The organism is Caballeronia sp. J97 (assembly GCF_905220305.1).
Classification (GTDB): domain Bacteria; phylum Pseudomonadota; class Gammaproteobacteria; order Burkholderiales; family Burkholderiaceae; genus Caballeronia.
In genome coordinates this window covers 142,306-165,796 of the sequence record NZ_CAJMZL010000007.1, presented here as the reverse complement: position 1 = coordinate 165,796, position 23,491 = coordinate 142,306, and the positions used below count along the sequence as shown (strand labels likewise).

Below are 23,491 nucleotides of genomic sequence, written 5' to 3'. Positions count from 1 at the left end.
GAGCTCGTGTATAAAAATGTACTACCCATTGAGACAAGTTTCAACGGTTTGACATCGAAAAATTCGCTCGGAATTACCCCACCTTCATCGATCTCGCGCTCGCCGTGGCTTAAGCCGCGGCCATCGGGTCATGTCAGACGGCAACGTGACGACCGAGCGCCGGTCCGAGTGGCGCGGATAGCGTATGAAGTCCTATATGGAGGGAAAAATGTATCGCCTTTGGGTTCCCGTTTGTGTGGGCCCTTGGGCGGTGTAATGCAGTCTGACGATGTGACGGCGCGAGCGTAGGACGGGCCGCAACCGTGCGGACCGCCTCGTCGGATTTTTAAGGGAGGATCGGGAAGGGAAACGCGGTCGGAACGGGCTCAGACCACCATCGGGCGAGCGGCACCGTCCATGGAAACAATCGCCCCGGAGATGTACCCAGCCTTTGGGGAAGCCAGGAAGGCCACAACCGCCGCCACCTCCGCAGGAGAAGCGGGTCGACCAAGAGGCGATGAATTGTTCGCCTCGGCAATGGCTTCAGCGGTAGTTATCCGTTCTTGCCGAGCAAAGGCACTGACGCCTTCTGCTAGCCGGTCAGTGTTCGTCTTTGCAGGATTCAGGGCATTAACCCGAACGCCCATCGGTCCATATGCCAGCGCAAGGCCTGCCGTGGCGAGCATCAGTGCAGCGTTGGCGGCCCCGCCAGCTAGATGCGTTGTGATTGGTACTTTGCCTCCCATTCCCACCACATTGACTACCGAACCGGCGCGACGCTGTGCCATGAGCTTGATGAGAGGATCCAAGACGTTGATATACGTCAGAAATTTGGCTTCCATTGCGGCCCGCCAGTCTTCAGGCTGCAATTCATCGAAAGGCTTCCGACGAGCACCGCCTGCGGCGTTGACGAGAACGTCGATCGGTCCATGTTCTTCCTCAGCATCGGCAATTACGCCCAATGCGGCGGCCGGTTGGGACAGGTCGGCGGCATATCCGCTGATTCGCTTCATGTGGACGTCAAGCGTCCTGCATGCGTCACCGATTCGGCTTTTATCACGTCCTACGATGCTGACGACGCAGCCTTCCGCCAGAAATTGCTCGGCGCATGCGAACCCAATTCCTCGCGATCCACCGGTCACCAGAACGTGCTTGCCTTCAAGTTGCAGATCCAATGCTAGCTCCAGAAATGGCTGTGGTCTCGCCTTTGACAATGGCGTCGGAAAGCTTCTCTGCGACCATGATCGTTGGAATGTTGGTGTTGCCGCGAGGAATTGTCGGCATGATGGACGCGTCGGCAACGCGCAGATTGGCGACGCCTAAAACGCGCCCAGCAGAGTCAACAACGGCCGCAGGGTCTGTATGGTTCCCCATTCGGCACGTTCCGACCGGGTGATAGACACCTGTGATCTCCCGGGTGACGAAGTTCAGCAGTAAAGTCGGATCACTTATGAGACGCTCACTGTCCAGCCTATGCCCCGTTAGCGCTGCGAGGACTCGGTCGGCGAGGGCGCTGGGCATTGCATCGAGCAACGTCGCGAACGCGCGTGCGTTCACGGCACTGGACGCCGTATGCGTGTTCCACCGTCGGATGCGATCTCCCACGCGTACTACGAAGGGCGCACCGACCAATGGTGCTACGACTGGGGACTTTAATATGTTCAGTATCCGGAGCACCGCTTTAGAAAGTCGTTCGATGTCGCGCGCGTTGTCGCCAAATCCAAATTCGACGCGAGGAGGCTGGTTGGCATCGTGCATGTTCAAGCTCACCTGACCGGACCCAGCCGGCTTCAGGAGTACAGCGTTTAGGCTCGCCACTCGGGTGCCCATCGCGTTCCAGGAAGTTTTGCTCTGGATATTGATGTAAAGGTCTGACTTAGGAGCGCCCAAGAGGTTTGACGACATGCGAATACATGCGGTCGGATGCGTTCGTAAAGAGGACGACTGTCTCGAATTTCGATGCAGCATTGCGCAAATAAAGACAGCGGCATGATTGCGCAAGTTTTTCCCTACGCCGTCGAGGTCGGCGACGACGCTGATCCCGAGTTTCTGTAGAGCGCCCCCCTCGCCGATGCCCGATCTCATCAGCAGGGCCGGTGAATGAATCGCTCCAGCTGTCACGATTACTTCAGCTCGCGCAGCAAATTCTATTAAGCGGCCGTCGACCTCTGCTAGAACGCCGGTCGCACGCTTATCGTTGAATCGGACCGAACGCACACATGCGCGAGAAAGAATAGTTAGATTCGGTCTTTGTCGAACGCTGGATGTGAGGTATGCCGCAGCGGTCGTTACTCGGCTGTTCGCGGTATTACTGATCGGAGTGGCGCCGAACCCATCGCGGAAATCGCCGTTCATATCGGCGATAAACGGATAGCCGGATGCCTTTGCGTATTGTTCAATCGCCGAGGTCAGGGGAGGCCACAGATTTCGAGGCACCCGTCTGATCGGAACTGGGCCTCGCCGTCCATGCAGAGAGTCCGAAAAATCTTGATCCGTCTCGAGCTTGCTGAAATATGGCAGGACGCTGTCCCAGGACCACCCCGCAGCGCCCATTGCCTGCCACTCGTTGTAGTCATCTGGCGTACCTCTGAATGCAACCATGCCCGCGACGGCTGACCCGCCGCCCATCACCTTTGCTTGTGGAAATGCAGCCGGGGCGCCATGGGTGCTGTTGTGCCAGAAAGCCTTCAACCCATCCCACATGTACGACGGATTGTATGACGACAGCGGGTACGGGTCGACGATGTCCGCAGGCTCGTCGCCCGGAAGATAATCTTCTCCTGCCTCAAGAAGCAGAACGGAGCGACGGCCATCCTCAGTAAGGCGGCTCGCCAATACGCACCCAGCGGATCCTGCTCCAACAATGAGGTAATCGTAAGCTTTTTCGATGTGCATTTCGGGACACGCACGTGCGGCGTTTCTAGAGTTTACGTGGCTGCCACTAGCTTGGGCGCCACGGCTCGGGTCAGAGAGTGGGGCGCGCCTCGGGTCCCCTTGGGCACTGCCCGCCAATGCAGACTCCGAATCTCTCCAAACTCATGCGGAAGCCGCGTCCAGCTGTCTCCTCCGTTGGTCGAACGGAAGAGTTGACCTAGGTTCGTGCATACGAATATCAGGTCAGGATTTGAGGAATGAGTTGCGATGCACCAGACCGTGCTGTTGATTGTTCCTGGCAAGGTCAACCTTTCCCAAGTCTCGCCGCCATCAAAACTGCGAAATAAGCGGCCATCGTTTCCAGGTGGGCCGTTCCCGTTGGCCAAGAATACGACTGAAGGGTCATCCGTGCGAGTTACGACTGCGCGCGTATATTGCCAAGGCGATTCTAATTCGGCGAAGCGCCACGTCTCTCCGCCGTCATTGCTGATGTGCAGTCCGCGGTTCGTGGTGGCGAGAATTCGACGCTCGCCCCTCGCAGTGCGCGATACCGCGATCCCGTGTACGTCGCACGAATTTAAGCCGTTGCTCAGCGCACACCAGGAGCTTCCGCCGTCTGTGCTTCGGTAGATCCCGCCGATCTCGATTGTTGCCCAAAGGGTATCCGAGACTAATGGGTCGGCCAGCAGCTGTGTGACCCGTGTCGGTCCCATATTAACTTCAGAGAACTTTGCGATACCCGGGACGGTTAGTTCGCTCCATGTCTCGCCGCCGTCCCGCGATCGGTAGAGACCAGCTGGCCGTGTTCCAGCATACAAAGTTGACGGATCGCGAGCGTCATAGGCGATCGACCAAACGTCCTTGATCTGAGTCGATATGCACTCCCAGCGCGCAGTCCGCTCGCTCCACCGAAAGACACCCTCGTCAGTCCCGGCGACCAGCGCATCGTGCAACTCAGGATGGCTCCCAAAGCACCACACGCGAGCTTCAAGATACATCCCTGAGTGACTATTGGGGTGCGACCAGGTCAGTCCTTGGTCTTCACTGAACCATGCCGAATGACCGGCGGTTCCAGCGTAAACGAGAATCTCGTCGAGCATATCGCAGTCGACCTTCCTGAAATGATCTTGGGTAGTCATCGTGAGCCTTTGGACCGGTTGCTTTCTAATATTGTCTCGGCATTTGACATTTAATGCAATGTTAACTTCCTCGCGACACCCACGGACCGGTATAAACCCTTTCTTGAACGATGTTTGTAACGTTAGTAAAAAGTAGCGTATGATGGGATTTGATGAGAAGTAGGTGACGCCGCAGAGTGAACGCGGCGCCGGATCAAAGCGACGGTACCCCGGGGGCCGTTCCCGCGCGACAGCACTTTGTGCGTTAGCACGCCGCATCGTCTTGTCATTCTTCTAACCGCAAATTAAGGGGTCTTCGATGTCGTCTGTGTTGAGACCGGCAACAGCAAAAGTGGGGGCAGTCAACGTCCAAGCCGTGGAACGGTATAAGGAAATGCGTAAGGCACTCATGGAAGTGCCCGAGGTCGACCAGAAGACGTGTGAGATTGTCCACGCTTGCCAACTCGCAGCACTCGGAGTGGAGATCTCTTTCAAGATGCATGCGATACGCCTCTTCGATCTCAAAGTGTCGAAGGAAGCGCTCCAGCATATTATCGTGTCCGGAGTTGGTGTGACCCTGATCATTGGGCAAGCAGCGAGAGTGTTGGATTGGATCGAGGAGGCGCACGCTCACTATCTTGGGACGCGACAGCAATAGGGCGTTGCTTGCTCAATTGTTCGGCGCTCGCGCGACCTGTCCAAAACTCTTAACTTTGTCACATGAACCTTGTACCGGAATTTCGTGGCAACACTCCACGGCCCCTCAAGGAATTAGATGGCTGGCTTGCCTGCGTTCACGAAGATGCCCTGGAACCTGATTTGCCAATCGTCGACCCTCATCACCACATTTGGGATGGCGGGCACGGTCGCTATCTGTTGGACGAGTTTCTGAAAGACCTACACTCCGGTCACAACATTGTTTCGACGGTATTTGTGCAGGTTAAAACGATGTACCGGGTCGATGCCTCTGAGGCAATGAAGCCGATAGGAGAAGTGGAGTTCGCCAATGGGATAGCTGCGGCTAGCGCGAGTGGATACTACGGGAAGCCGCGCGTCTGCGAGGGTATCGTAGGCTTTGCAGACTTGCTTTTGGGCGACGCGGTCGAGCCTGTGCTCGAGCGATTGATACGAGCCGGAAATGGGCGCCTCCGAGGTATCAGGCACGGGGCTACTTGGGACAGTGGCAGCGCCGCCTACGGCAGGAATTTTGGGCCTCGCCACCTTCTGAGGGAAGCATCATTTCGGAAGGGATTTTCGCACCTTGCGCCCCTCGGCCTGTCTTTCGATGCATGGCTTTACTATCATCAGCTTCCGGATCTCGTCGACCTTCTCTGCACGTTTCCGGACACTTCAGTGGTTCTAGACCATGCGGGGGGTGTTCTGGGTATTCCGCCGCATACTGATCGCCGCGATGTATTCCAGATTTGGCAGTCCAATCTTCGTTCGCTTGCACGCTTTCCAAACCTGACAGTAAAGATTGGCGGCCTCGGCATGCTTTATAACGGATGGGATTTCCATGTTCGCGAGAGCCCACCAACTTCGATAGAGTTGGCCAATGCATGGCACCCGTATGTCGAAGAGTGCATTGAGACATTCGGACCCGAGCGATGCATGTTCGAGAGCAACTTCCCCGTGGACAAGCAGTCGTGTGGATACGGTCAGCTTTGGAATGCCTTCAAACGCATCACACACGAATTCTCCGTTGAGGAGAAGGCGGCACTCTATCATGATACTGCGGTGCGCATATATCGACTAGGCGAGGAGGCGATGCGCGGCTGAGCTTTTTGGATTGGGGAACCCACCGGTAAGCCAAGAGCCCTGGATTGATAATCGAGCACCTTAGAGAGTTTGGATAACTAAGGGGTGTTGCTTAGCGCAACTAGGTCGTAGAGCACACCGGTGTTCTGTTCTTGAGGGGCTAAATAGATTATCGCGCCTCCATAGTTTCTATGGATCACCGGAAAAGAAGAAGGCGCACAGACACGTCCGAATCCTTCAACTCTGCAACGGAGACTGCAGATGAACACAAATGATTTCAAGGTATCTCGACGCCAATTTCTAGCAATGGCGGCCGCGGGCGGCGCGAGTCTCGCGCTGCCACGTGCTGCTCTCTCAAAAGCGGGCGATCACTTGACAATGCTCATGGGTAGTGGTGGACCGCTGCTGGCCTGGGCTCCGCACTTCCTCGCCGAGACGATGGGGTATTACAAAGATGAAGGCTTGACCTTGGAGAGAATCTACACCCGCAGCGGGCCGGCAGGAATGACCGCTCTGGTTTCGGGTGCGGGAAATGCTTATTACACTGCGCCCGGCGAGCTTCTTGCCGCAACTGCGAGAGGGCAGAAGTTCAAGATCTTGATGGCCCAGAGCGCATTCAACGAGCTCTATTTCATGGTGTCACCATCTTACGCTGCCAAGCATTCGATCACGGGTGACAGCACTCCGCTGGGTCAGAGACTCTCGACGGTCAAGAACTTCAAGGGATTGCGTTGTGGCGTCACGTCTCCAGGCAGCATCACCGACTATTGCGCACGACAGGTACTTGCACAAAGTGGCCTCGACCCGGCTTCGGATGCGACTATCGTTCCCCTTCAATCGACGTCGAATATGATCGCTGCTATGGCGAACGGCACGATTGACGCAATGGTTGCGACGCCTCCAGTGACAAGCATTGCAGCCGCTCGCGTTGGGGCGGTGTTCTTTCTCTCAGTTTCCAAGGATGAAATCTCAGGGTTCAAATCACTTGCTGGCCATCTGATTGAAGCGCGGGTCGCGGACGTTGAGCAGAATCCAGACTTGTATGCTGCCATCGTACGGGCAGATACGCGAGGCCTACGCTACGTCATTGAGAACAAGAAAGAAGCAGGCGAGGCCTTGTATAAGGCGCAGTTTTCGTCAACCGTCGAGCCGACAGTATGGGCATCCGTATGGGAGCAAAATTGGTCTCAATTCAAGTCGCCTTACGTTACAAGGCAGAGCCTCGAAGCTTGGGTAACCATGAAGCTGGTTCCGGGAGTGTCAGATCCAAAAGCGTTGCATCTCGATGAGGTATTGGATATGCGCTTTGTTGACCAAGCAGTAAAGAAGATCGGTTGGAAGGCGTCTGCTTGAACTGGTCGCGCCGAGTCGCCGGCCATTCTTTCAGAGCCGGCATCGAGTCATAAACAGTTTGCGGAAAAGGGCTCTGACTCTATTGAGCGAGGCTATCGTCTGCTTGCAGACGTCATGAGTCTCGCGCTCTCGGCCCCGTAGGCAGTTGTTTGATACCAAGTATGAGACTAAGGAAGTAGTTGTTTTCCGACGGGAGTAGTGAACCATGACTGTAGCATTGAGGTTGGGCGAGTTCATAACAGAATCCACGTTTGAAGATCTGCCTTCGTTAGCCAAGGACTACGGCGAAATGTTAATCGCCAGCACGATTGCGAGCGCCGCGGTCGGATTCAATCTATCGTCATCAAGCATCATCAGACAACTGGAGGTTGACCGTGGGGGGCAGCCAGAGTCGACGATATGGTTCGACGGCTCCGTGCGGCTTCCCGCAGCGGCGGCCGCGCGCGTGAACGCCGTCGCGAGCGATGCCGCCGCGTCGGACGACAGCGATTTGCGAAACATTGTTCACCAAGGGACAACTGCTTGCACCAGTGCTTTGGCCGTCGGCGAGCGCTTTTGCTCAAGCGGCGAGGAGATTGTGGCGGCGATTGTTCTTGGATACGAGACGGCGGGTCGCATTAGCACTGTGATGCAGTGCACTTTCAAGGACAAAGGCTTCCATGGAAGTATCATCGCCGCTTTCGCTGGCGCTGCTGCGGCAGCCCGACTCATGAGACTCTCGGTAGACAAGACGGCCCAGGCACTTTTAATTACCGCGACATCAGTTGGCGGACTGAACGCAGCCGCCGATACGAGTGTGGCCCGGGAGTATCACGCGGGACAGGCGGCCACATCGGGTGTTCAAGCTGCTTTGGCGGCCGCACGAGGCTTTACAGTTGAGCGTGAACTGTTCGAGATGAAACTCGGATTCTTCGACTGTTTCGGTAGAGACGCGGATGCATCGCTTATCACGAACGACTTCGGATCCAGGTGGAATATTCTCACAGAGATGGGCATCAAGCTTGTGCCGGGGGGGCATCCCCACCACGGAGTTGCCGAAGCGGCAGCCAAAGCTGCGCGAGACGCTGGAGTTGAACCCGAGGAAGTCGAGCTTATTGAGATCTCAAGGCCCGGCTATGCTGGCTTTGCCAATCCACACAATCCAACGGATCTCATCGGAATGGCCCACAGCGCCATATTTTTCGCTGCTGCTGGAGTGGCAGACCGCGACTTCTCTTGGATCCATGCTTCCGCCGATAAAATTACCGACCCCCGGATTCGCATGCTTTTGGATAGGGTGCGTATGGTCGCTCCGCCGACAAGTGATCTCGATCGATACAAAGGCGGGGCGCGCGTGACGATTGTGACGAAAGACGGAAAAAGGACGTCCGCAACTGTCTATGCCCCGAAGGGAGCCGCGATCTTGGGGATCGACTGGATCGACGTTGAGGCCAAATATCGCACGCTTGTAGGGAGAGCGAATATCTCCGCAGACAATGTCCAGGCAAGCCTTGGTGTAGTTCGGACCTTTCGTCAGGTGGAGAGCGCATCGGCCCTACTGAATCTGCTGCGTTAGCATTTGACGGCTATTGGACTGAGAGAGGAGGGCGCTGGCAGATACGTCGTCTTGCTGTAAAATGGTGAACGCAAAGGCGGTCTCTCGTGAATGCAAACGCGGGCCGCCAATTTCTCAATTTCTGAGCTAGGCAATCACACTGAATGGCCATGCTGAGCGAAGTGCGAGAAGCGGTTGGCATAATCCCGGACCCCTTCCTCAATCGTCCATTTCGAACTCCAATCTAGATGCCTTTCGGCGCATCCGTTGTCAAGCGGAGCGCGCATCTTTAGGTTGGCCTCTTCCAATGCAGTCAGTTCGGAACCGACTTCGATTTGTGCACCAGGGATCACACTCCGCACGATCTGTGCGACCTGCGAAACCGTACAGACCTTACCTGCGGAGACGTTGAAAACGCGCTGGGAGCCAAAAGGAAGCGCGGGAGCGTCGACTGCCGTGGCTATGGCGTCCGCACAGTCCAATACGTATGTATAGTCTCTCTTCATCTTTCCACCCGTCTCGAATCGGGTAGGTTTGCCGAGCAAGGAATTCTCGACCATCGGCTTAATGTGGATCGGACTGCGCATCCCGAAGCCGTACACTGCTGTCACGCGAATAGCGAGAAAATCGACGTTGTGAAACTGTGCGTACGCCATCCCGATTGCTTCTGCAGCCATCTTCGACGTGCCGTAGTGCGCGGCCGGGTTGCCGCGAACGATGGAGAACGGTTCGTCCGTCTCCAAAAGCTTCGCGTTGGAGCTAGCGTGATAGACGGCGTTGCTCGACACCAGTATGAGTTTTCTCAACCCCAGCGCTCTGGCTATCTCGCAGACGTTCACGAAGCCCATTACGTTGGTTGCATAGAATTCCTTTTGCCTGTGCAGCGAAGGCTCGAGACCCAGCAACGCGGCGCCGTGGACGATAGACTCGATTCCCTCGTTCCGGCAGATCTCCAACAGACGATCATAGTCACCGATTTGGCCAGATCTGAAAGTCTCTGATCCGGTGCGTGACAAACTAAGGAGGTCCGGCTGAGGTGGCGCCAAGTCGAAGTTGAGCGCCTTATGCCCCCTCGATTCAAGGGCGGCCATAACGTACGATCCGAGGAAGCCCGAGCCTCCGGTCACGAGGATGTTCATGTTTTAGCGCTCTCTTTGAGATGACCTTCCCGATGTGCTGGACTGGTTAGATTCGAATAACAATGTACGATAATGTGAGACAAGATTCAACATTGCTGGTTGTTGGTTCGTTAAGGGGAGGAATCGCACTATTTGTCGAGTGCAGCCCACCTGGCCGGTTTCGGGCGCTGAGACGTAGGCCCGCCTGGAGAGCGGTAGCACGCGCAGTTTGAGGAGCAGACCGAATCTTTTTTATGGAGGGGGCCGTTGGCGCGTTTGGAAAGTCACTCGGGGAATCGTGCGGCGCTTGCAAGCGTCCGTTAGGCTGCGCCACCAGAGGGCAAATATCAGATAATCGACTGAAGGAATGTTCAGGAAATGCAGATCAATCGCGCCGATGTAGCAGATCTCATCTACTTTCTCGCTATTGCACGTCATAAAAGCTTCAGTCGCGCTGCGATTGAGCTTGGGGTGACTACTTCAACCCTGAGCCATGCTCTGAAGGGCCTTGAGAATCGCCTTGGAGTTCGACTCCTGAATCGCACAACGAAGAGCGTTACCCTGACGGGCGCGGGCGACGCATTGGCGGCTACGATAGAGACGCCCTTCGAGGCGATCGACGTCGCGTTGGAGACCCTGAATCGGTTTCGTGATGCGCCCGCTGGTCGTATCCGGCTCAATGTCGCCGTCGAAGCCTCGACCTTACTGCTCGCACCGATAGTTCCCGAGTTCGTTGAGCGGTACCCGGATGTGGAACTCGACATCGTTGCAAGCAACCGCATGGTGAATGTGACCGAGGGCGGCTTTGACGCAGGAATTCGTTATGGGGGCACCGTCCCCGAGGATATGATTGCCCAGCGTCTTTCCGCGAACATTCGATGGGTCGTTGCAGGATCGCCTACATATCTCGATCGATTTGGCACTCCGGTTCATCCAAATGATCTTCTTCATCATCGCTGCGTTAGCAACCGTCTGGGAGATGACCGCGTCTATCGTTGGGAATTTGAGCAAGGAGACGAGAAGATCGCCTTATTGGTTCCATCCTCGGTTACGGTTGACCAAGCTGAAACAGGACTAGTTGCCGTACTAGGTGGCGTGGGTCTCATGTACTTTCCTGAACCCTTAGTCGCGCCGTACGTCAGCGACGGGCGGCTACGGCTCGTGCTCACCGACTGGGCACCGTCCGAGCCCGGTTTTCATATCTACTATTCCAGCCGGCGTCAAATGCCGACGGGGTTGCGCCTTCTGATCGATCTGGTGCGAGAGATTAAGCCGTTGGGACTATGACAGCAACGCAACGTCGACAGTCAAGACGGTCGCGCAATCAGAGAGGCCGTAGGACCGTAGCGGTAACGGGCGGAAACGCGTGCGTTGCGCCGACAGTTGGATGCCGGAAATCTCCGGCGCATTTTCGCAGGTGTCTACCAGCGCAAGGTGGACAGTCGTTAGGACGTCGCTCTGTGCAATTAGATGGTGATTGTGGTTCGTTGCTCGCCACTAGAGTCGAGTTCACTGTCGGAAAGTCCTATCGCGGGTGAGATGTCAAAGAACCGGCATCCTCAGGCTCGGCAGTTTTGCGGTTTTTCAACATGCTTTGCGACCGGCTTTCCGGGTATGTCATTTCCAACCCATATCGGCGAGATCACTGCCATTTATGGGACGCATGAAGTCGGATCGCAATTGGGATAGCGCAAAGAGCAAGAGTCGCCGCGATAAGAAAGATCGGGCCGAGTCCGGTCAGATTGGCGACCGAGCCAAGAACAGGTGCGAATATGCCGAGCGCCACATCGATGAAGGCGGTGTAGACACCCATAGCGAGGCCTCGTGCATCCGTGGGAGCGCGCGCGACCGCCTCCATTCCGAACCCCGGATAGACCAGCGCGTAGCCGAATCCGGCCAAAGCAGCGCCTAAGAACGCAAGCCACGCGACGGGCGAGAGATAAATGAGGGCCATGCCGGCGCTGTGGATGACGATAAAGACGATCGCGGTTCTTGCGCCACCAAGGCGGTCGGGCAACGGGCTGAGCAAAGCACGGGCAACGATCAGACCTGCGGCGAAAGCAGTAAATGATAGCCAAGCTGGCTGCCAACCTCGTTGGACGAAGAGAAGAACGGCGAACGCTGTCACTATGCCGTAACCGAGGCTCGAAAACGCCATCCCCATGCCAGGCAGCCAAACGGCTTTCAACACCGTAGCTACGACCCTGTTGCTCTGTGGATTGACTTTGACGGCGGGGATAGGAGTGATCAAAACGAGCGTAACGACTGCACCGACGGAGGTCGCTAAACCAATCGAGGCAAACCCATAGCTCTTGAAAAGAAAACTTCCAAGTGGCGAACCGAACGCCAACGCCACAAACATTGACGTGCCGATCCATGCAATCATTTTCCCGACGTTGCCCGGGCCGGCAAGGGCTAGACACCAGCTTTGAGCGCCGGTCATGATGAAACTCTCGGCGCCGCCGAGCAAAGCACGACCCACTATCAATATCGCGATGGAAACTAGCGCGTTACTGATGGTCTTCAATGAGACAAGATAGAGCAGACCGGCGAGCGCTGCCATGACAAGTCCTGCGGTCACGGCGTACTTCGGACCTCTCTGATCAGAGATTCTGCCCGACCACAGACGCGAAAGTAACGACGCCGCGAATTGAGCACCGGAAACGAGGCCAACAGTGAACGTTCCAAATCCCAGGCCGTCATGAATATGTAGTGGAAGAGCCGGTAGAGCGGCTCCTGTAACCAAGAACACGGTGAATACGCATGCCATCAGCGACAGCAGCGATCGATTGGTGGATGATGTGAACCGGTGGGGTATCACGAACACGTCTACTCCTCAGGCTGCGGACACATCAGAGGCCCGAGCGCCTCAGCATCGCTTCCGGGTATCGGGCTCCCTCGACTGCTATCGCCGCAGCGCCCACTTGGATTTCAATGAGTTCGTCGTTTGAGAGCACAACCGATAGTGCGCCCACATTCTCCTTAAAGCGTTCCACGTTGCGTGTGCCGAACAATGGAACGATCCAAGGCTTGTCTCTGGACTTTCCGTATCCCATGCAGCCCAGGGAAAGTGCCGAAACTTCAAGTCCTTGGCCACGCTCGCGTTTCTGCAATGTTTGCACCTCAGTCTGCAGGCAAGATGTTGATGGTTGTCACTCGAACGCGCTCATCAATCATGGGAGCGAGATAAGGACTCTTGCCGTATTTCAGGCGATAGGCTTCATCGACCTGGTCGTTGATTGAGCCCCTGGCGCCCGCGAAGGACACGTCCCTTGTTGTTCCTGCAACTGTGATTCGGCCAGCACCCTGGCGGATGGCGGCTTGATACCAGCGAGATGCTTCGCCGTTATAGGCGCGAACGTAAAGATGACCGTCCACGATCACCGACCAAATCGACGTCGGTGTGCCATACGTTTTGTGATCTTCACGGAATGGAGCAATGTACAGATCGTCGGAAGCTGCAATTCGCTCAAGTTCGCTTCGCGTCCACATACCCATGTTGCATCCCTCGGAGGATGGAAAGAAATCTGAAGACCGTGTAATTGATAATCTGCTCGGTCGGCTCGGCTCGCGAAATTGCCCGAGCCAGATGGCGGACCGACAAGAATTTGAGGTTCCCGAAGAGGGCTGATGCATGCGCGGAGGGTGGCCATGATGCTTTGATGAACCCATGACGCTGTCCAACGCGCATAACGCCGAGGCAATTAGTCGTCTGCCCGTTCGATGAGTATGTCCGATGCCCCGGTCGTACGCAGTTCTTCCAAGCCACAATCGAGACGCCCAAGCTTCACAAGGCCCGGCGAATGCCGAAAGTCCTTGTGAAAAACTGCAATGTTTCCCCACGGTTCGTAATAAGTAACGTCGCCCGCGTAAGGGACAATTCCTGATGGTGTTCCGTCCGTGTTCAGCCTTCTTGGGAGGTAAGCAATCTTCTCCGCCGCCGCGAAGTCGACCAGCCGGAGTGGCAGCGGCAACATGGCTACAAAGTCGCGCGATGTAGCATTGTCGTCCAAGCGCCCGGTCACAAGCGTGCCATTCAAAACAAATCTGATCTTCACGACTATCCCTTGCTCGCGATTTGACTGGCCGACCCATGTTGCCGTGTTGCAAGACCGTCCGGCAGCGGGCACGTGGGAACTGTAGCCGAATTGCTGCAACTGGGTTAGCCGCCCTCGTGCCAATGTTGTTGTGAGCAAGATTCACAAAAGCCTGAGACGGCCACACAGACGGCCCTGGCGAACCAATCAATATGGGGCAGTCTCCGTGCCGTGCCCGTTTGTTGGCGAATTCTCACAAGTGCATGCGACCTATGCCGGCTTTCAGATTGAGATATTCCCGTTACAGTTACCCGAAAGCGCGGTGGGGTTCAGCATGCCGTTTAGGTCGACCGCGCCGAGGAATCGGCCAGTAAATCGATCTGGATCAACACGTCGCGGATAGAGGCGTGCAGGAAGAAGGGGGCGGAACTGAAATGCAATATGTTCATCTCGGACGGTCGGGCCTAAAGGTTAGCCGTCTGTGCCTCGGAACCATGAACTTTGGCGACCTGACGGATGAGTCGACCAGCTTTAGGATCATGGACGATGCGATCGGATTCGGCGTCAATTTTATTGATACCGCCGATGTGTACGGTGGACCGCAGTCTCCGCAGATGAAACAGGGCTTTGGCCTTTCGGAAGAGATCATTGGTCGCTGGATCGCCCAAGGTGGCAGACGCGATCAAATCGTACTCGCGTCAAAGGTCTACCAGCCAATGGGACTGGGGCCGAATGACCGCGGACTGTCGGCATTTCATATCAGAAAGGCATGCGAGGACAGCTTGCGCCGGCTGAATACTGATCACATCGACCTCTACCAGATGCACCACATCGACAGACGCACGCCATGGGAGGAGGTTTGGCAAGCCATGGACGTCTTGATCCAACAGGGAAAGGTGCTCTACGTAGGAAGCTGCAATTTTGCCGGCTGGGATATTGCTACTGCCCAGGCGGCGGCGCAGTCACGCCACTTCATGGGACTCGTCGCGGAACAGAGTCTATATAACCTGTCTGCGCGAACCATCGAACTTGAGCTGATTCCAGCTTGTCGTCACCATGGCGTAGGACTACTTCCATGGAGCCCGTTGGGTGGCGGACTGTTGGGAGGTGTGCTTCAGAGGGCGCTTGATGGTCGCCGCGCAAAGTCCGAAATGGCTCGGAGAATTGGCCAATATCACGACCAGTTGCAGGCGTATGAAGCGCTGTGCGCCGACCTTGAAGAGCGTCCAGCCGACATCGCCCTAGCCTGGCTGCTCCACAATCCTGTAGTCACCGCCCCAATTGTCGGTCCACGTACGCCAGACCAACTGTCGCTCGCACTTCGAGCCGTCGACATTTCCCTGTCTGAGGACACCCTTCGTTGCCTGGACGAGATCTGGCCGGGTCCCGGTGGGGAAGCGCCAGAAGCTTATGCATGGTAACGCGCGGCGCATCATCTTCTCGACAATCCCGCTCAAGACGGACTGTCTAAAGAGCAAAGGAGTAACGACCTATGGACGAATCCGGCCAACCGAATCCGACGCGACGAAATCTGCTTATCGTGGGGGCAGTCTCAGCTGTAGCCCCAATGCTGCCTGTTGGGACAGCAAACGCGCAAAAACAAATCGGCGGTCCATCAAACGGACATTCTCCGGCACTGACGACAAACAATATGCGCGTCGCTTTCAATGTGAATGGCGTCGTTCAAGCACTTGAGCTCGACCCGCGAACTACTTTGCTTGATGCCTTACGGGAGCACCTCCTTCTTACCGGTACCAAGAAGGGATGCGATCACGGGCAATGCGGCGCGTGTACCGTCCTCGTGAATGGCGTCCGAATCAATGCTTGCCTGAGCCTTGCCGTAATGCACGAGGGTGACGCGATAACAACTATCGAAGGGCTTGGTACGCCGGACCACCTTCATCCAATGCAAGCGGCCTTTATCAAGCACGATGGCTATCAATGCGGATACTGTACGCCGGGCCAAATCTGTTCGGCTGTTGCTGTCCTCAGCGAGATCAAGGCTGGGGTGCCCAGCCACGCCACCGGTGATCTGACAGCCGGCCTTAAAGCGACCAACGTCGAAATGCGCGAACGAATGAGCGGCAATATCTGTCGCTGTGGCGCCTACTCAAATATCGCCGAAGCGATGGCCGAAGTGGCGGGGAGCCGTGCATGAAGGAGTTCACCTACGAGCGAGCGAAGAGTCCCGCCGAAGCCGCTGCTATCGCTTCGCAGCGACAGGGCGCGAAATTCATTGCCGGCGGCACCAATCTGATCGATCTCATGAAGCTTGAGATAGAAACGCCGGCTCACCTGGTCGACCTTCGGCATATTGGTCTCGACCGGATAGAGGAAACCGCCGACGGAGGTCTTCGTGTCGGCGCACTGGTCACAAACACCCAGCTTGCTGCCGATCCGAGGGTGCGACGGGACTATGGGGTGCTTGCGCGCGCGATCGTTGCCGGTGCGTCGGGGCAATTGCGAAACAAAGCGACAACGGGCGGCAACTTGCTTCAGCGCACGCGCTGTCCATATTTCTACGATCCGAATCAAGCCTGCAACAAGCGGCAACCGGGTTCAGGCTGCGCCGCAATCGGCGGGTTCAGTCGCCAGTTGGCTGTGATCGGCGGGAGTTCTGACTGCATCGCAACGAATCCAGGCGATATGGCGGTGGCATTGCGAGCTTTGGACGCATCCGTTGGAACCGTTCGGGCCAATGGCCAGACCAGGGTGATACCGATCGCCGACTTTCATCGGTTGCCTGGCACGACGCCAAGTGTCGAGACCGAACTTATGCCCGGCGAACTCATTACCGAGGTGACTTTGCCTCCGCCCATCGGTGGGCGGCACATTTATCAGAAGGTCCGTGATCGCGCATCGTATGCGTTTGCCCTTGTTTCCGTCGCCGCCGTCGTGCACGAGGACGGTCGTGGGCGGGTTGCAGTGGGTGGTGTAGCGCCGAAGCCGTGGCGAGTTGAAGCTGCAGATGCGGCGGTGTCCCAGGGAGCCAAGGCAGTCGCACACGCACTTATGAACGGAGCGCGTCCGACGCACGATAACGCGTTCAAAATGGCCTTGGTCGAGCGGACGATAGCCTACGTAATGGCGCAAGCGAGGAGATGATCCATGAAGTTCGAGACGCCAGCAGGACAGAATCCAATCGACCAGATGAACGTCGTCGGTCAACCACTTGATCGCTTCGAGGCGAAGCTGAAGACGACTGGTACTGCGACCTATTCTTACGAGTATCACAACGTCGCCCCGAACATCGCGTACGGCTACATCCTGGGCGCTGCGATTTCCAAAGGGCGAATCAAGTCAATCGACACGAGACAGGCCGAGTCTTCCCCTGGTGTGCTCGGTGTTGTGACGTATCTCAACGCCGGTCCTTTGGGGGTCGGCAAGTTCTACGTCCAACGGATGCTCGCTTCGCCAGAAATCGATCACTATCACCAGCCGATTGCGGTGGTGGTAGCAGAGACTTTCGAGCAAGCGCGGGCGGCTTCGTCGCTCATTCGCGTCGATTACACGCGCAGCGCAGGCAGATTTGATCTCGCTGCCCAACTCTTCAGCGCTCCAGTCGCACCACAGATGGCGTTTGGCGGCCCAACCGAGACCCGCGTAGGAGACTTCGAACGAGCCTTTTCAGACGCCGAGATGAAGGTAGACGAGACCTATACCGTTCCCGACCAAGCGCACGCCATGATGGAACCCCATGCGACGATCGCGGTTTGGGAGGGTGACCGGGTCACTTGCTGGACCTCGATCCAGCAAATGAACTGGGGTACCCGCGATCTCGGACTTATTCTCGGTATTCCGCGTGACAACGTCCGACTCATTTCGTCTTTTATCGGCGGCGGCTTCGGAGGCAAAGGCACGGTCCAGTCTGATCTTGTGCTGGCGGCCCTCACCGCGCGGTTAGTGCGTCGGCCAGTCAAAATCGCGCTTCAGCGTCCAATCATGTTTAATAACACGATCCATCGGCCGAAGACGATCCAGCGCGTCAGACTTGGTGCCGGGCGCGACGGGAAACTCACGGCGATCGGCCACGAAAGCTGGTCTGGCAACCTTGCGGGTGGACGCACGGAGCCGACAACCCTGTCCACGCGAGCCCTGTATGCGGGGCCAAACCGCATGACCCGCGTCCGATTGGCAACGCTAGATCTCGCAGAGGGAAACGCCATGCGAGCGCCGGGGGAAGCGCCTGGTCTGATGGCGCTTGAGATCGCGATGGACGAAATGGCAGAGAAGCTCGGAATAGATCCGGTCGAGTTCCGAATCCTGAACGACACGCAGGTCGACCCAGAGAATCCCAGTCGACCCTTCTCATCCCGTCCTTTCGTCGAGTGTCTGCGAACTGGTTCCGAACGCTTCGGTTGGAAGAAACGAAAGGGGGGGCCAGGTCAGCTCCGCGATGGCCATTGGCTCGTTGGGACAGGGATGGCCGGTGCGATTCGAGGGGCACCCATCGGCAAGGCGGGAGCACGGATACGCCTTGACCGCCGAGGTTCTATCACCGTCGAGACAGATATGACCGACATCGGCACGGGCAGCTACACCATCGTGCAGCAGACGGCAGCCGAGTTGATGGGCATCCCGATCGAGAAGGTCGTGGCGAGACTGGGCGACTCGAGCTTTCCGGAGACTCCTGGTTCAGGAGGGCAACAAGGTGCCGCGTCTGTCACTGCGGGCGTATATGCCGCTTGCATGAAGCTGCGGGAGACAGTTGCCGAGCGATTGGGATTCAAAGCCGCTGAGACCGAGTTCACGGCTGGCGAAGTGCGTTCTGGCGGGCGAAGTGTGCCGCTTACTCAGGCGGCTGCAGATGGCGACATCGTCGTCGAAGACAGCATCGAATTCGGGGATCTATCCAGGAAATTTGCGATTCAGACTTTTGGAGCGCATTTCGCTGAAGTTGGTGTTAATGCCTTTACTGGCGAGATCCGTGTACGCCGGATGCTTGCGGTATGTGCTGCCGGCCGCATTCTGAACCCCAAGACGGCACGCAGTCAGGTGATCGGTGGGATGACGATGGGCATTGGCGCGGCGTTGATGGAAGAGATGGCAGTCGATAAACGGCTTGGCTTGTTCATCAATCACGATCTCGCGGGTTACGAGGTACCGGTTCATGCGGATGTACCGCATCTTGAGGCCTTCTTTGTCGACGAGGTTGATCCGGCGATTTCGCCCGTGAAGGCGAAGGGAGTGGGCGAACTTGGCCTTACGGGAGTTGCGCCGGCCATTGCGAATGCCATCTACAACGCGACCGGTGTGCGCGTGCGGCAGTATCCGATCACGCTGGACAAGTTTCTCGACCGGCTGCCGGTCATCGCCTGAGAGTGTGATGTCAAGTGGTGGACGGAAGTGGGGGCCGCCCGTTGAGCGGTCGCCACTGCAAGTTTTCCGCTGGTTCGCAGCACTTTCAACTCAACAAATAGGGAGGAAGTATCTTGGAGGTCACGTTCAATTTCTCTGGGCGCGTTGCGCTTATAACGGGCGCGGCGTCAGGCATGGGTCTCGCGACGGCTACGGCGTTTGCACAGGCAGGGGCCGCCGTGACGCTTGCAGACGTGGATGCCGACGCTCTGAGCCACGCGGTCGAATCATTGAGAGTTCCGGCGCATCAAGTGTTGGCGGTGCAGTGCGATGTCACCGATGAGGTGCAGGTCGCCCAGATGGTAGATCAAACGGTGACGACCTTTGGCCGGTTAGACGCCGCCTTTAACAACGCAGGAATTCAGGTGCCCCCAAGTGATGCTGCTGACGAACCTATTGAGAATTTCGAGAAGGTGACAGCGGTCAACCTGCGCGGCGTCTGGGCTTGTATGAAACACGAGTTGGGTCACATGAGAAAGCAAGGCAGCGGCGCAATCGTCAACTGCTCTTCTCTAGGAGGACTTGTGGGCCTTCCCGGCCGGGCGGCCTACCATGCTTCCAAACATGGAGTAATCGGGTTGACGCGAAGCGCTGCACTCGAATATGCACCGCGCGGGATCCGCATCAACGCGATTTGCCCCGGAACGTTTGACACCCCGATGGTCGCAGAGATGCTCGAAAAGCAGGCTGACGCGATGAAGGAGATTCTGCGTGAACAACCGATAGGACGCCTTGGGCGCGCCGAAGAGATCGCGGATGCCGTTCTTTGGCTTTGCAGTTCCGGTTCTACTTTCGTCATTGGGCACGCACTCGCCATTGATGGTGGGTTCACGGCGCACTAATGGCATCGTTCAATCGAAATTAGGCAGGTCCGTTGTGACGGCGTTGAATGTTGGACCGTCTTCGTGCAACTTGTCATAGACGTCTGGAGCCAAAGCCCAGGCCGCGATTGTTGCAACAACATTCCCTCCATGAGACCGGTGCATTCCATGATCACGTCCCTGTTTCGCATCATGCTTGCTGTCGCCGTTGTGCACACGTCGTTGGCCATTTCTACCGAGACGCAGGCCAGCGAATCGATGACAAATGTCGCGCATCAGGAGATCGTGCGTGCCGGCTCCCAGCCGTCCGTGGCTGGTTCGGACGAGTACTTCGTCGGTCAAGTACGTGTGCAACCCGTATGGCCGGCAGACGCGAGCATCAACGCCTCAGGCGGACTGGTGACATTTGAAGCGGGCGCGCGTTCGGCATGGCATACCCATCCGGCCGGCCAACGACTTGTTGTGACATCAGGCTCGGGGTTGACGCAAGAATGGGGCAAGGAAATCAAACGAATCCGGGCTGGTGACGTGGTTTGGTGTCCGCCCGGTGTGAAGCACTGGCATGGGGCCGCGCCCAACTCCGCGATGACCCATCTGGCTGTAACCGGCACAGTGAATGGAAAGAACGTTTCCTGGATGGAGAAGGTCACCGATGAGCAGTACAAAAGCCATTAAGCGCCTAAGAAGGCGTGTTCAGACCTCGGCGTTGGCCTTGGTCGTGAGCCTGGTTTCAACACCAAGCTTACCCTCTACAGATGAAGGAGCATCAAACATGACGAACACAGGAATTAACTCGCCGAGTGCCTCTGAGACCTTGACCGCTCGCCAACAGGCGATTGTGCCTATCGCAGCGTTCGCTGCCGCAGGCGACATTACCAATTTGAATGCTGCTCTGAACCATGGCATGGACGCCGGACTCACGGTCAGCGAAGCAAAAGAGATTTTAGTGCAAGTGTATGCTTACGCCGGTTTCCCGCGCAGTCTCAACGCGCTCGGAGAACTCATGAAGGTTCTTGAGTCGCGCAAGCAGCGTGGCGTCCAGGACGCACCCGGCAACCTTCCCAGCGCTCCTATCCCTAACGGAGACGCTTTGCTTGCTGCTGGCACTGCGAATCAAACTAAGTTGTCTGGTGCCCCCGTGAAGGGGCCGCTTTTTGATTTCGCTCCGACGATTGGTGAATATCTCAAAACCCATCTTTTCGGCGATATCTTCGAACGCGATAACTTAGACTGGCAGAGCCGAGAGCTTGCTACCGTGAGTATGCTTTCCGTTATTACGGGCGTAGAGTCTCAACTGCAGGCCCACATGCGCATCAGCATGAATGTAGGCCTATCTACGGACCAGCTGCGCCAGGTCGGACAAGTATTAGCCGACCGCGTGGACGGAAACGCAGCGCAACGGGCACGCGAAGCACTGGATGGGCAACTTGCTGCGGCACAGGGACACTGAAGCTGCTGAGCAGTCGCAGTCGCTAGGCAGTGTGGGCTCGATCCTTGTGGGGCCCGGCCCAGCTTGGGTCCTGATTTCCTTCTAAAGCAGAAATCGCGCCTCTCTCGGCGAGCGGTTCCACGACGGCGAGTCGCGTCGTCGCCTTTCTGCCTACCGGGAGGTGCGAATCCCTGTTGACCGGCTGCGCTAGCTGGCACTCGCACCCCTAATCCGCCGAGCTTTTCGACACTGCGCGAAGCACGACGCCACCTGTCGGCCGGTCGGGAACTCGACGACGGGAGAACTCGATGACCCCGACCACGCCGGTCATCGAACGGCTTCCGAGGGTTCTGCACCTGCGAGTCACCGGATCGATGGCAGGCGTCGCTGCGTGCCATCCTCACTCCCAACTGCTCGAGTTTGCCGAAGGAGTTCGCCCTTCAATCATTAGTTGCGACAGCGCTTCACGGTCGCAGTGGCGCGTGACGCGCCGAGGTAGCCTTTGGATGTGTCCCCGTTTAAACAAGCGCTCGCTCCCTCACAACGAAAAATTTTTGCGTTGTGAACAGTCCAACGCCTCCTTTTTCAGAGCTCAGCGTCTCAGCATACTTAGCCACACTGGGATCGTAATTACCACACGGGCTTCGAGTGCGCTTCGCCGGTTTTCGGTGCGCTCTGGTCCCCCGAGGAAAAACAACAGGGTTCCCTTCCCGCAGAAGCGCTTCCACTCACCGAAGCGTTCAACGAAACGTTCCTCATGCTTCCCGGCATGAAGGAGCAACTAGGAGACAAGCAATGTCCTCACATCCTGCCATGCCCGTGGAGGCTGATCGAGCGTCCGCAGACGCGACATTTAGGCGGGCAGCATGGCGCTTCATGCCGCTGCTCTTTATTTGCTACGTTGTCGCATACCTGGATCGAGTAAATGTTGGATTTGCAAAGCTGCAGATGCTTAATGATCTGCACTTTAGCGAAGCTGTGTATGGGCTGGGCGCCGGACTTTTCTTTGTCGGGTATTTTTTCTTCGAAGTTCCCAGCAACTTGTTGTTGCACAAGGTGGGCGCACGGCGCTGGATTGCACGGATCATGGTGACATGGGCGGTACTTTCGCTCGCGACAGCGTGGGTGACTACGCCGACGACGTTCTATGTGATTCGCTTCCTTCTTGGTATCGCCGAAGCTGGGTTCTATCCGGGGATGATCTTGTACCTCACGTACTGGTTTCCTTCACATCGTCGAGGAAAGATGATGGCCGTTCTCACGGCCGGCAATCCTGTATCCGGCATGATCGGCGGTCCCTTGTCTGGCTATATCATGCACGCGTTCGGTGGAGTTGCGGGCTATTCCGGATGGCAGTGGCTATTCATTATCGAGGCTCTACCCGCCTTGGTGCTGGGTGTGGTCGTCTACTTCTTTCTCGACGATCGCGTGCAAAACGCGAAGTGGCTTTCTGAGCAGGAAAAAGCGCATATAGCAGGAGAGTTGGGCAACGATGCTGCGGCTCGCACCCACGGATCGGTGAGGGCAGCTTTCACATCCAGCTATGTATGGCTGCTTTGCTTGATCCTCTTTGGGGTTATCATGGGTTCGTACGCCATTGGCTTCTGGCAACCCACCATTATCAAGGCTTCGGGCGTCAACGATCCTCTCGTCGTCGGACTGCTCACAATCATTCCCTACACCTGTGCGCTTGTCTCAATGATCTTGGTCGGCCGCCATGCCGACAAAACGCGAGAACGTAGGTGGCATGTCAGCGCGCCTGCCTTGATAGCTGCAGTCGGATTTTGCATCTGCGCGTTCAGCGGTAATCAGCTCGTTCCGGCGATGATCGGCCTTACGCTCGCGGCGGCGGGAATCATTTCCGCCCTACCGATGTTCTGGGCACTTCCGACCTCCTTCCTTGGCGGGACCGGCGCAGCGGCTGGCATTGCACTGATCAATTCGACGGGGAATCTCGCGGGCTTTGTCAGCCCAACTGTTATGGGATGGCTTAAAACTGAAACGCATTCACTAACCTCCGGTCTCTATCTTGTAGCCGGCTGCTTGACGCTTTCAGCGATCCTTATCCTGGTCTTCATCCCGGCGCGTATCGTCAACCGATGACAGATATCG

Annotated in this window: 19 protein-coding genes; 12 read left to right on the top strand and 7 right to left on the bottom strand. The window is 56.8% G+C overall.

Annotation, left to right across the window (positions count from 1 at the left end; translation table 11 throughout):
- Positions 1-365 precede the first annotated feature (365 nt).
- The 3 genes from U4Y90_RS12865 to U4Y90_RS36120 are packed head-to-tail and all read right to left on the bottom strand — an operon-like array spanning position 366 to position 3,851.
- Positions 366-1,154, bottom strand: coding sequence for an SDR family oxidoreductase (locus U4Y90_RS12865; RefSeq protein WP_321794949.1), 789 nt, complete (start codon positions 1,152-1,154; stop codon positions 366-368).
- A complete protein-coding gene (locus tag U4Y90_RS12860) occupies positions 1,138-2,874 on the bottom strand; it encodes a GMC family oxidoreductase (RefSeq protein WP_321794948.1) in 1,737 nt (578 codons plus the stop codon). The genes U4Y90_RS12865 and U4Y90_RS12860 overlap by 17 nt, the downstream gene beginning before the upstream one ends.
- A 32-nt stretch (positions 2,875-2,906) precedes the next feature.
- Positions 2,907-3,851: a hypothetical protein gene (locus U4Y90_RS36120; RefSeq protein ID WP_415749337.1), complete on the bottom strand. Its 945-nt coding sequence runs from the start codon at positions 3,849-3,851 to the stop codon at positions 2,907-2,909.
- A gap of 840 nt (positions 3,852-4,691) precedes the next feature.
- Between U4Y90_RS36120 and U4Y90_RS12855 the strand changes: the two genes are divergently transcribed.
- The 3 genes from U4Y90_RS12855 (at position 4,692) to U4Y90_RS12845 (ending at position 8,637) form a co-directional block, all read left to right on the top strand.
- On the top strand, positions 4,692-5,750 hold the full coding sequence (locus tag U4Y90_RS12855; protein WP_321794947.1) for an amidohydrolase family protein: 1,059 nt from the start codon (positions 4,692-4,694) through the stop codon (positions 5,748-5,750).
- A gap of 240 nt (positions 5,751-5,990) precedes the next feature.
- The gene (locus tag U4Y90_RS12850) at positions 5,991-7,082 is read left to right on the top strand and encodes an ABC transporter substrate-binding protein (RefSeq protein WP_321794946.1); all 1,092 of its coding nucleotides are present in this window, start codon (positions 5,991-5,993) and stop codon (positions 7,080-7,082) included.
- A 205-nt stretch (positions 7,083-7,287) separates the two neighbouring features.
- Complete coding sequence (locus tag U4Y90_RS12845) at positions 7,288-8,637, top strand: MmgE/PrpD family protein (RefSeq protein WP_321794945.1); 1,350 nt, start codon at positions 7,288-7,290, stop codon at positions 8,635-8,637.
- 134 nt (positions 8,638-8,771) lie between these two features.
- On the opposite strand, the gene U4Y90_RS12840 is transcribed toward U4Y90_RS12845, so the two are convergent.
- Positions 8,772-9,755, bottom strand: a complete 984-nt coding sequence (locus tag U4Y90_RS12840; RefSeq protein WP_321794944.1) for an NAD(P)-dependent oxidoreductase — start codon at positions 9,753-9,755, stop codon at positions 8,772-8,774.
- Between the two features lie 357 nt (positions 9,756-10,112).
- On the opposite strand from U4Y90_RS12840, the gene U4Y90_RS12835 reads away from it, so the two are divergent.
- On the top strand, positions 10,113-11,021 hold the full coding sequence (locus tag U4Y90_RS12835; protein WP_321794943.1) for a LysR family transcriptional regulator: 909 nt from the start codon (positions 10,113-10,115) through the stop codon (positions 11,019-11,021).
- A 355-nt stretch (positions 11,022-11,376) separates the two neighbouring features.
- Here U4Y90_RS12835 and U4Y90_RS12830 read toward each other — a convergent pair whose 3' ends face one another.
- The 3 genes from U4Y90_RS12830 to U4Y90_RS12820 form a co-directional block, all read right to left on the bottom strand.
- On the bottom strand, positions 11,377-12,561 hold the full coding sequence (locus U4Y90_RS12830; protein ID WP_321794942.1) for an arabinose transporter: 1,185 nt from the start codon (positions 12,559-12,561) through the stop codon (positions 11,377-11,379).
- 296 nt (positions 12,562-12,857) lie between these two features.
- Positions 12,858-13,232 (bottom strand): DUF2255 family protein, encoded by a 375-nt coding sequence (locus U4Y90_RS12825; RefSeq protein ID WP_321794941.1) that lies wholly within the window; start codon positions 13,230-13,232, stop codon positions 12,858-12,860.
- A gap of 206 nt (positions 13,233-13,438) precedes the next feature.
- A complete protein-coding gene (locus U4Y90_RS12820; protein ID WP_321794940.1) occupies positions 13,439-13,792 on the bottom strand; it encodes a cyclophilin-like fold protein in 354 nt (117 codons plus the stop codon).
- Positions 13,793-14,178: 386 nt separating this feature from the next.
- On the opposite strand from U4Y90_RS12820, the gene U4Y90_RS12815 reads away from it, so the two are divergent.
- The 8 genes from U4Y90_RS12815 to U4Y90_RS12780 all read left to right on the top strand — a co-directional run bounded on the left by U4Y90_RS12815 (position 14,179) and on the right by U4Y90_RS12780 (position 23,482).
- Positions 14,179-15,192 carry an aldo/keto reductase gene (locus U4Y90_RS12815; RefSeq protein ID WP_321794939.1) on the top strand — a complete coding sequence of 338 codons (1,014 nt, stop codon included), beginning with the start codon at positions 14,179-14,181 and terminating at the stop codon, positions 15,190-15,192.
- Between the two features lie 71 nt (positions 15,193-15,263).
- Positions 15,264-15,929, top strand: a complete 666-nt coding sequence (paoA, locus tag U4Y90_RS12810; protein WP_321794938.1) for an aldehyde dehydrogenase iron-sulfur subunit PaoA — start codon at positions 15,264-15,266, stop codon at positions 15,927-15,929.
- A complete protein-coding gene (locus tag U4Y90_RS12805) occupies positions 15,926-16,876 on the top strand; it encodes a xanthine dehydrogenase family protein subunit M (RefSeq protein ID WP_321794937.1) in 951 nt (316 codons plus the stop codon). The genes paoA and U4Y90_RS12805 overlap by 4 nt, the downstream gene beginning before the upstream one ends.
- A gap of 3 nt (positions 16,877-16,879) precedes the next feature.
- The gene (gene paoC / locus U4Y90_RS12800; RefSeq protein ID WP_321794936.1) at positions 16,880-19,090 is read left to right on the top strand and encodes an aldehyde oxidoreductase molybdenum-binding subunit PaoC; all 2,211 of its coding nucleotides are present in this window, start codon (positions 16,880-16,882) and stop codon (positions 19,088-19,090) included.
- Positions 19,091-19,203: 113 nt separating this feature from the next.
- A complete protein-coding gene (locus U4Y90_RS12795; protein WP_321794935.1) occupies positions 19,204-19,971 on the top strand; it encodes a glucose 1-dehydrogenase in 768 nt (255 codons plus the stop codon).
- A gap of 147 nt (positions 19,972-20,118) precedes the next feature.
- The gene (locus U4Y90_RS12790) at positions 20,119-20,625 is read left to right on the top strand and encodes a cupin domain-containing protein (protein WP_321794934.1); all 507 of its coding nucleotides are present in this window, start codon (positions 20,119-20,121) and stop codon (positions 20,623-20,625) included.
- 97 nt (positions 20,626-20,722) lie between these two features.
- The gene (locus U4Y90_RS12785) at positions 20,723-21,400 is read left to right on the top strand and encodes a carboxymuconolactone decarboxylase family protein (protein ID WP_321794933.1); all 678 of its coding nucleotides are present in this window, start codon (positions 20,723-20,725) and stop codon (positions 21,398-21,400) included.
- A 774-nt stretch (positions 21,401-22,174) separates the two neighbouring features.
- Entirely contained in the window at positions 22,175-23,482 is a 1,308-nt protein-coding gene (locus U4Y90_RS12780) for an MFS transporter (protein ID WP_321794932.1), read from the top strand.
- Positions 23,483-23,491: the final 9 nt, after the last annotated feature.

What these genes read in the sequence shown, in the direction of transcription:
- U4Y90_RS12840 (WP_321794944.1), bottom strand. Translation starts at nt 9,755, where the DNA reads ATGAACATCCTCGTGACCGGAGGCTCGGGCTTCCTCGGATCGTACGTT.
- U4Y90_RS12780 (WP_321794932.1), top strand. Translation starts at nt 22,175, where the DNA reads ATGTCCTCACATCCTGCCATGCCCGTGGAGGCTGATCGAGCGTCCGCA.
- U4Y90_RS12835 (WP_321794943.1), top strand. Translation starts at nt 10,113, where the DNA reads ATGCAGATCAATCGCGCCGATGTAGCAGATCTCATCTACTTTCTCGCT.
- U4Y90_RS12785 (WP_321794933.1), top strand. Translation starts at nt 20,723, where the DNA reads ATGACGAACACAGGAATTAACTCGCCGAGTGCCTCTGAGACCTTGACC.
- U4Y90_RS12850 (WP_321794946.1), top strand. Translation starts at nt 5,991, where the DNA reads ATGAACACAAATGATTTCAAGGTATCTCGACGCCAATTTCTAGCAATG.
- U4Y90_RS12860 (WP_321794948.1), bottom strand. Translation starts at nt 2,874, where the DNA reads ATGCACATCGAAAAAGCTTACGATTACCTCATTGTTGGAGCAGGATCC.
- U4Y90_RS12845 (WP_321794945.1), top strand. Translation starts at nt 7,288, where the DNA reads ATGACTGTAGCATTGAGGTTGGGCGAGTTCATAACAGAATCCACGTTT.
- U4Y90_RS12825 (WP_321794941.1), bottom strand. Translation starts at nt 13,232, where the DNA reads ATGGGTATGTGGACGCGAAGCGAACTTGAGCGAATTGCAGCTTCCGAC.
- paoA (WP_321794938.1), top strand. Translation starts at nt 15,264, where the DNA reads ATGGACGAATCCGGCCAACCGAATCCGACGCGACGAAATCTGCTTATC.
- U4Y90_RS36120 (WP_415749337.1), bottom strand. Translation starts at nt 3,851, where the DNA reads ATGTATCTTGAAGCTCGCGTGTGGTGCTTTGGGAGCCATCCTGAGTTG.
- U4Y90_RS12805 (WP_321794937.1), top strand. Translation starts at nt 15,926, where the DNA reads ATGAAGGAGTTCACCTACGAGCGAGCGAAGAGTCCCGCCGAAGCCGCT.
- U4Y90_RS12855 (WP_321794947.1), top strand. Translation starts at nt 4,692, where the DNA reads ATGAACCTTGTACCGGAATTTCGTGGCAACACTCCACGGCCCCTCAAG.
- paoC (WP_321794936.1), top strand. Translation starts at nt 16,880, where the DNA reads ATGAAGTTCGAGACGCCAGCAGGACAGAATCCAATCGACCAGATGAAC.
- U4Y90_RS12790 (WP_321794934.1), top strand. Translation starts at nt 20,119, where the DNA reads ATGATCACGTCCCTGTTTCGCATCATGCTTGCTGTCGCCGTTGTGCAC.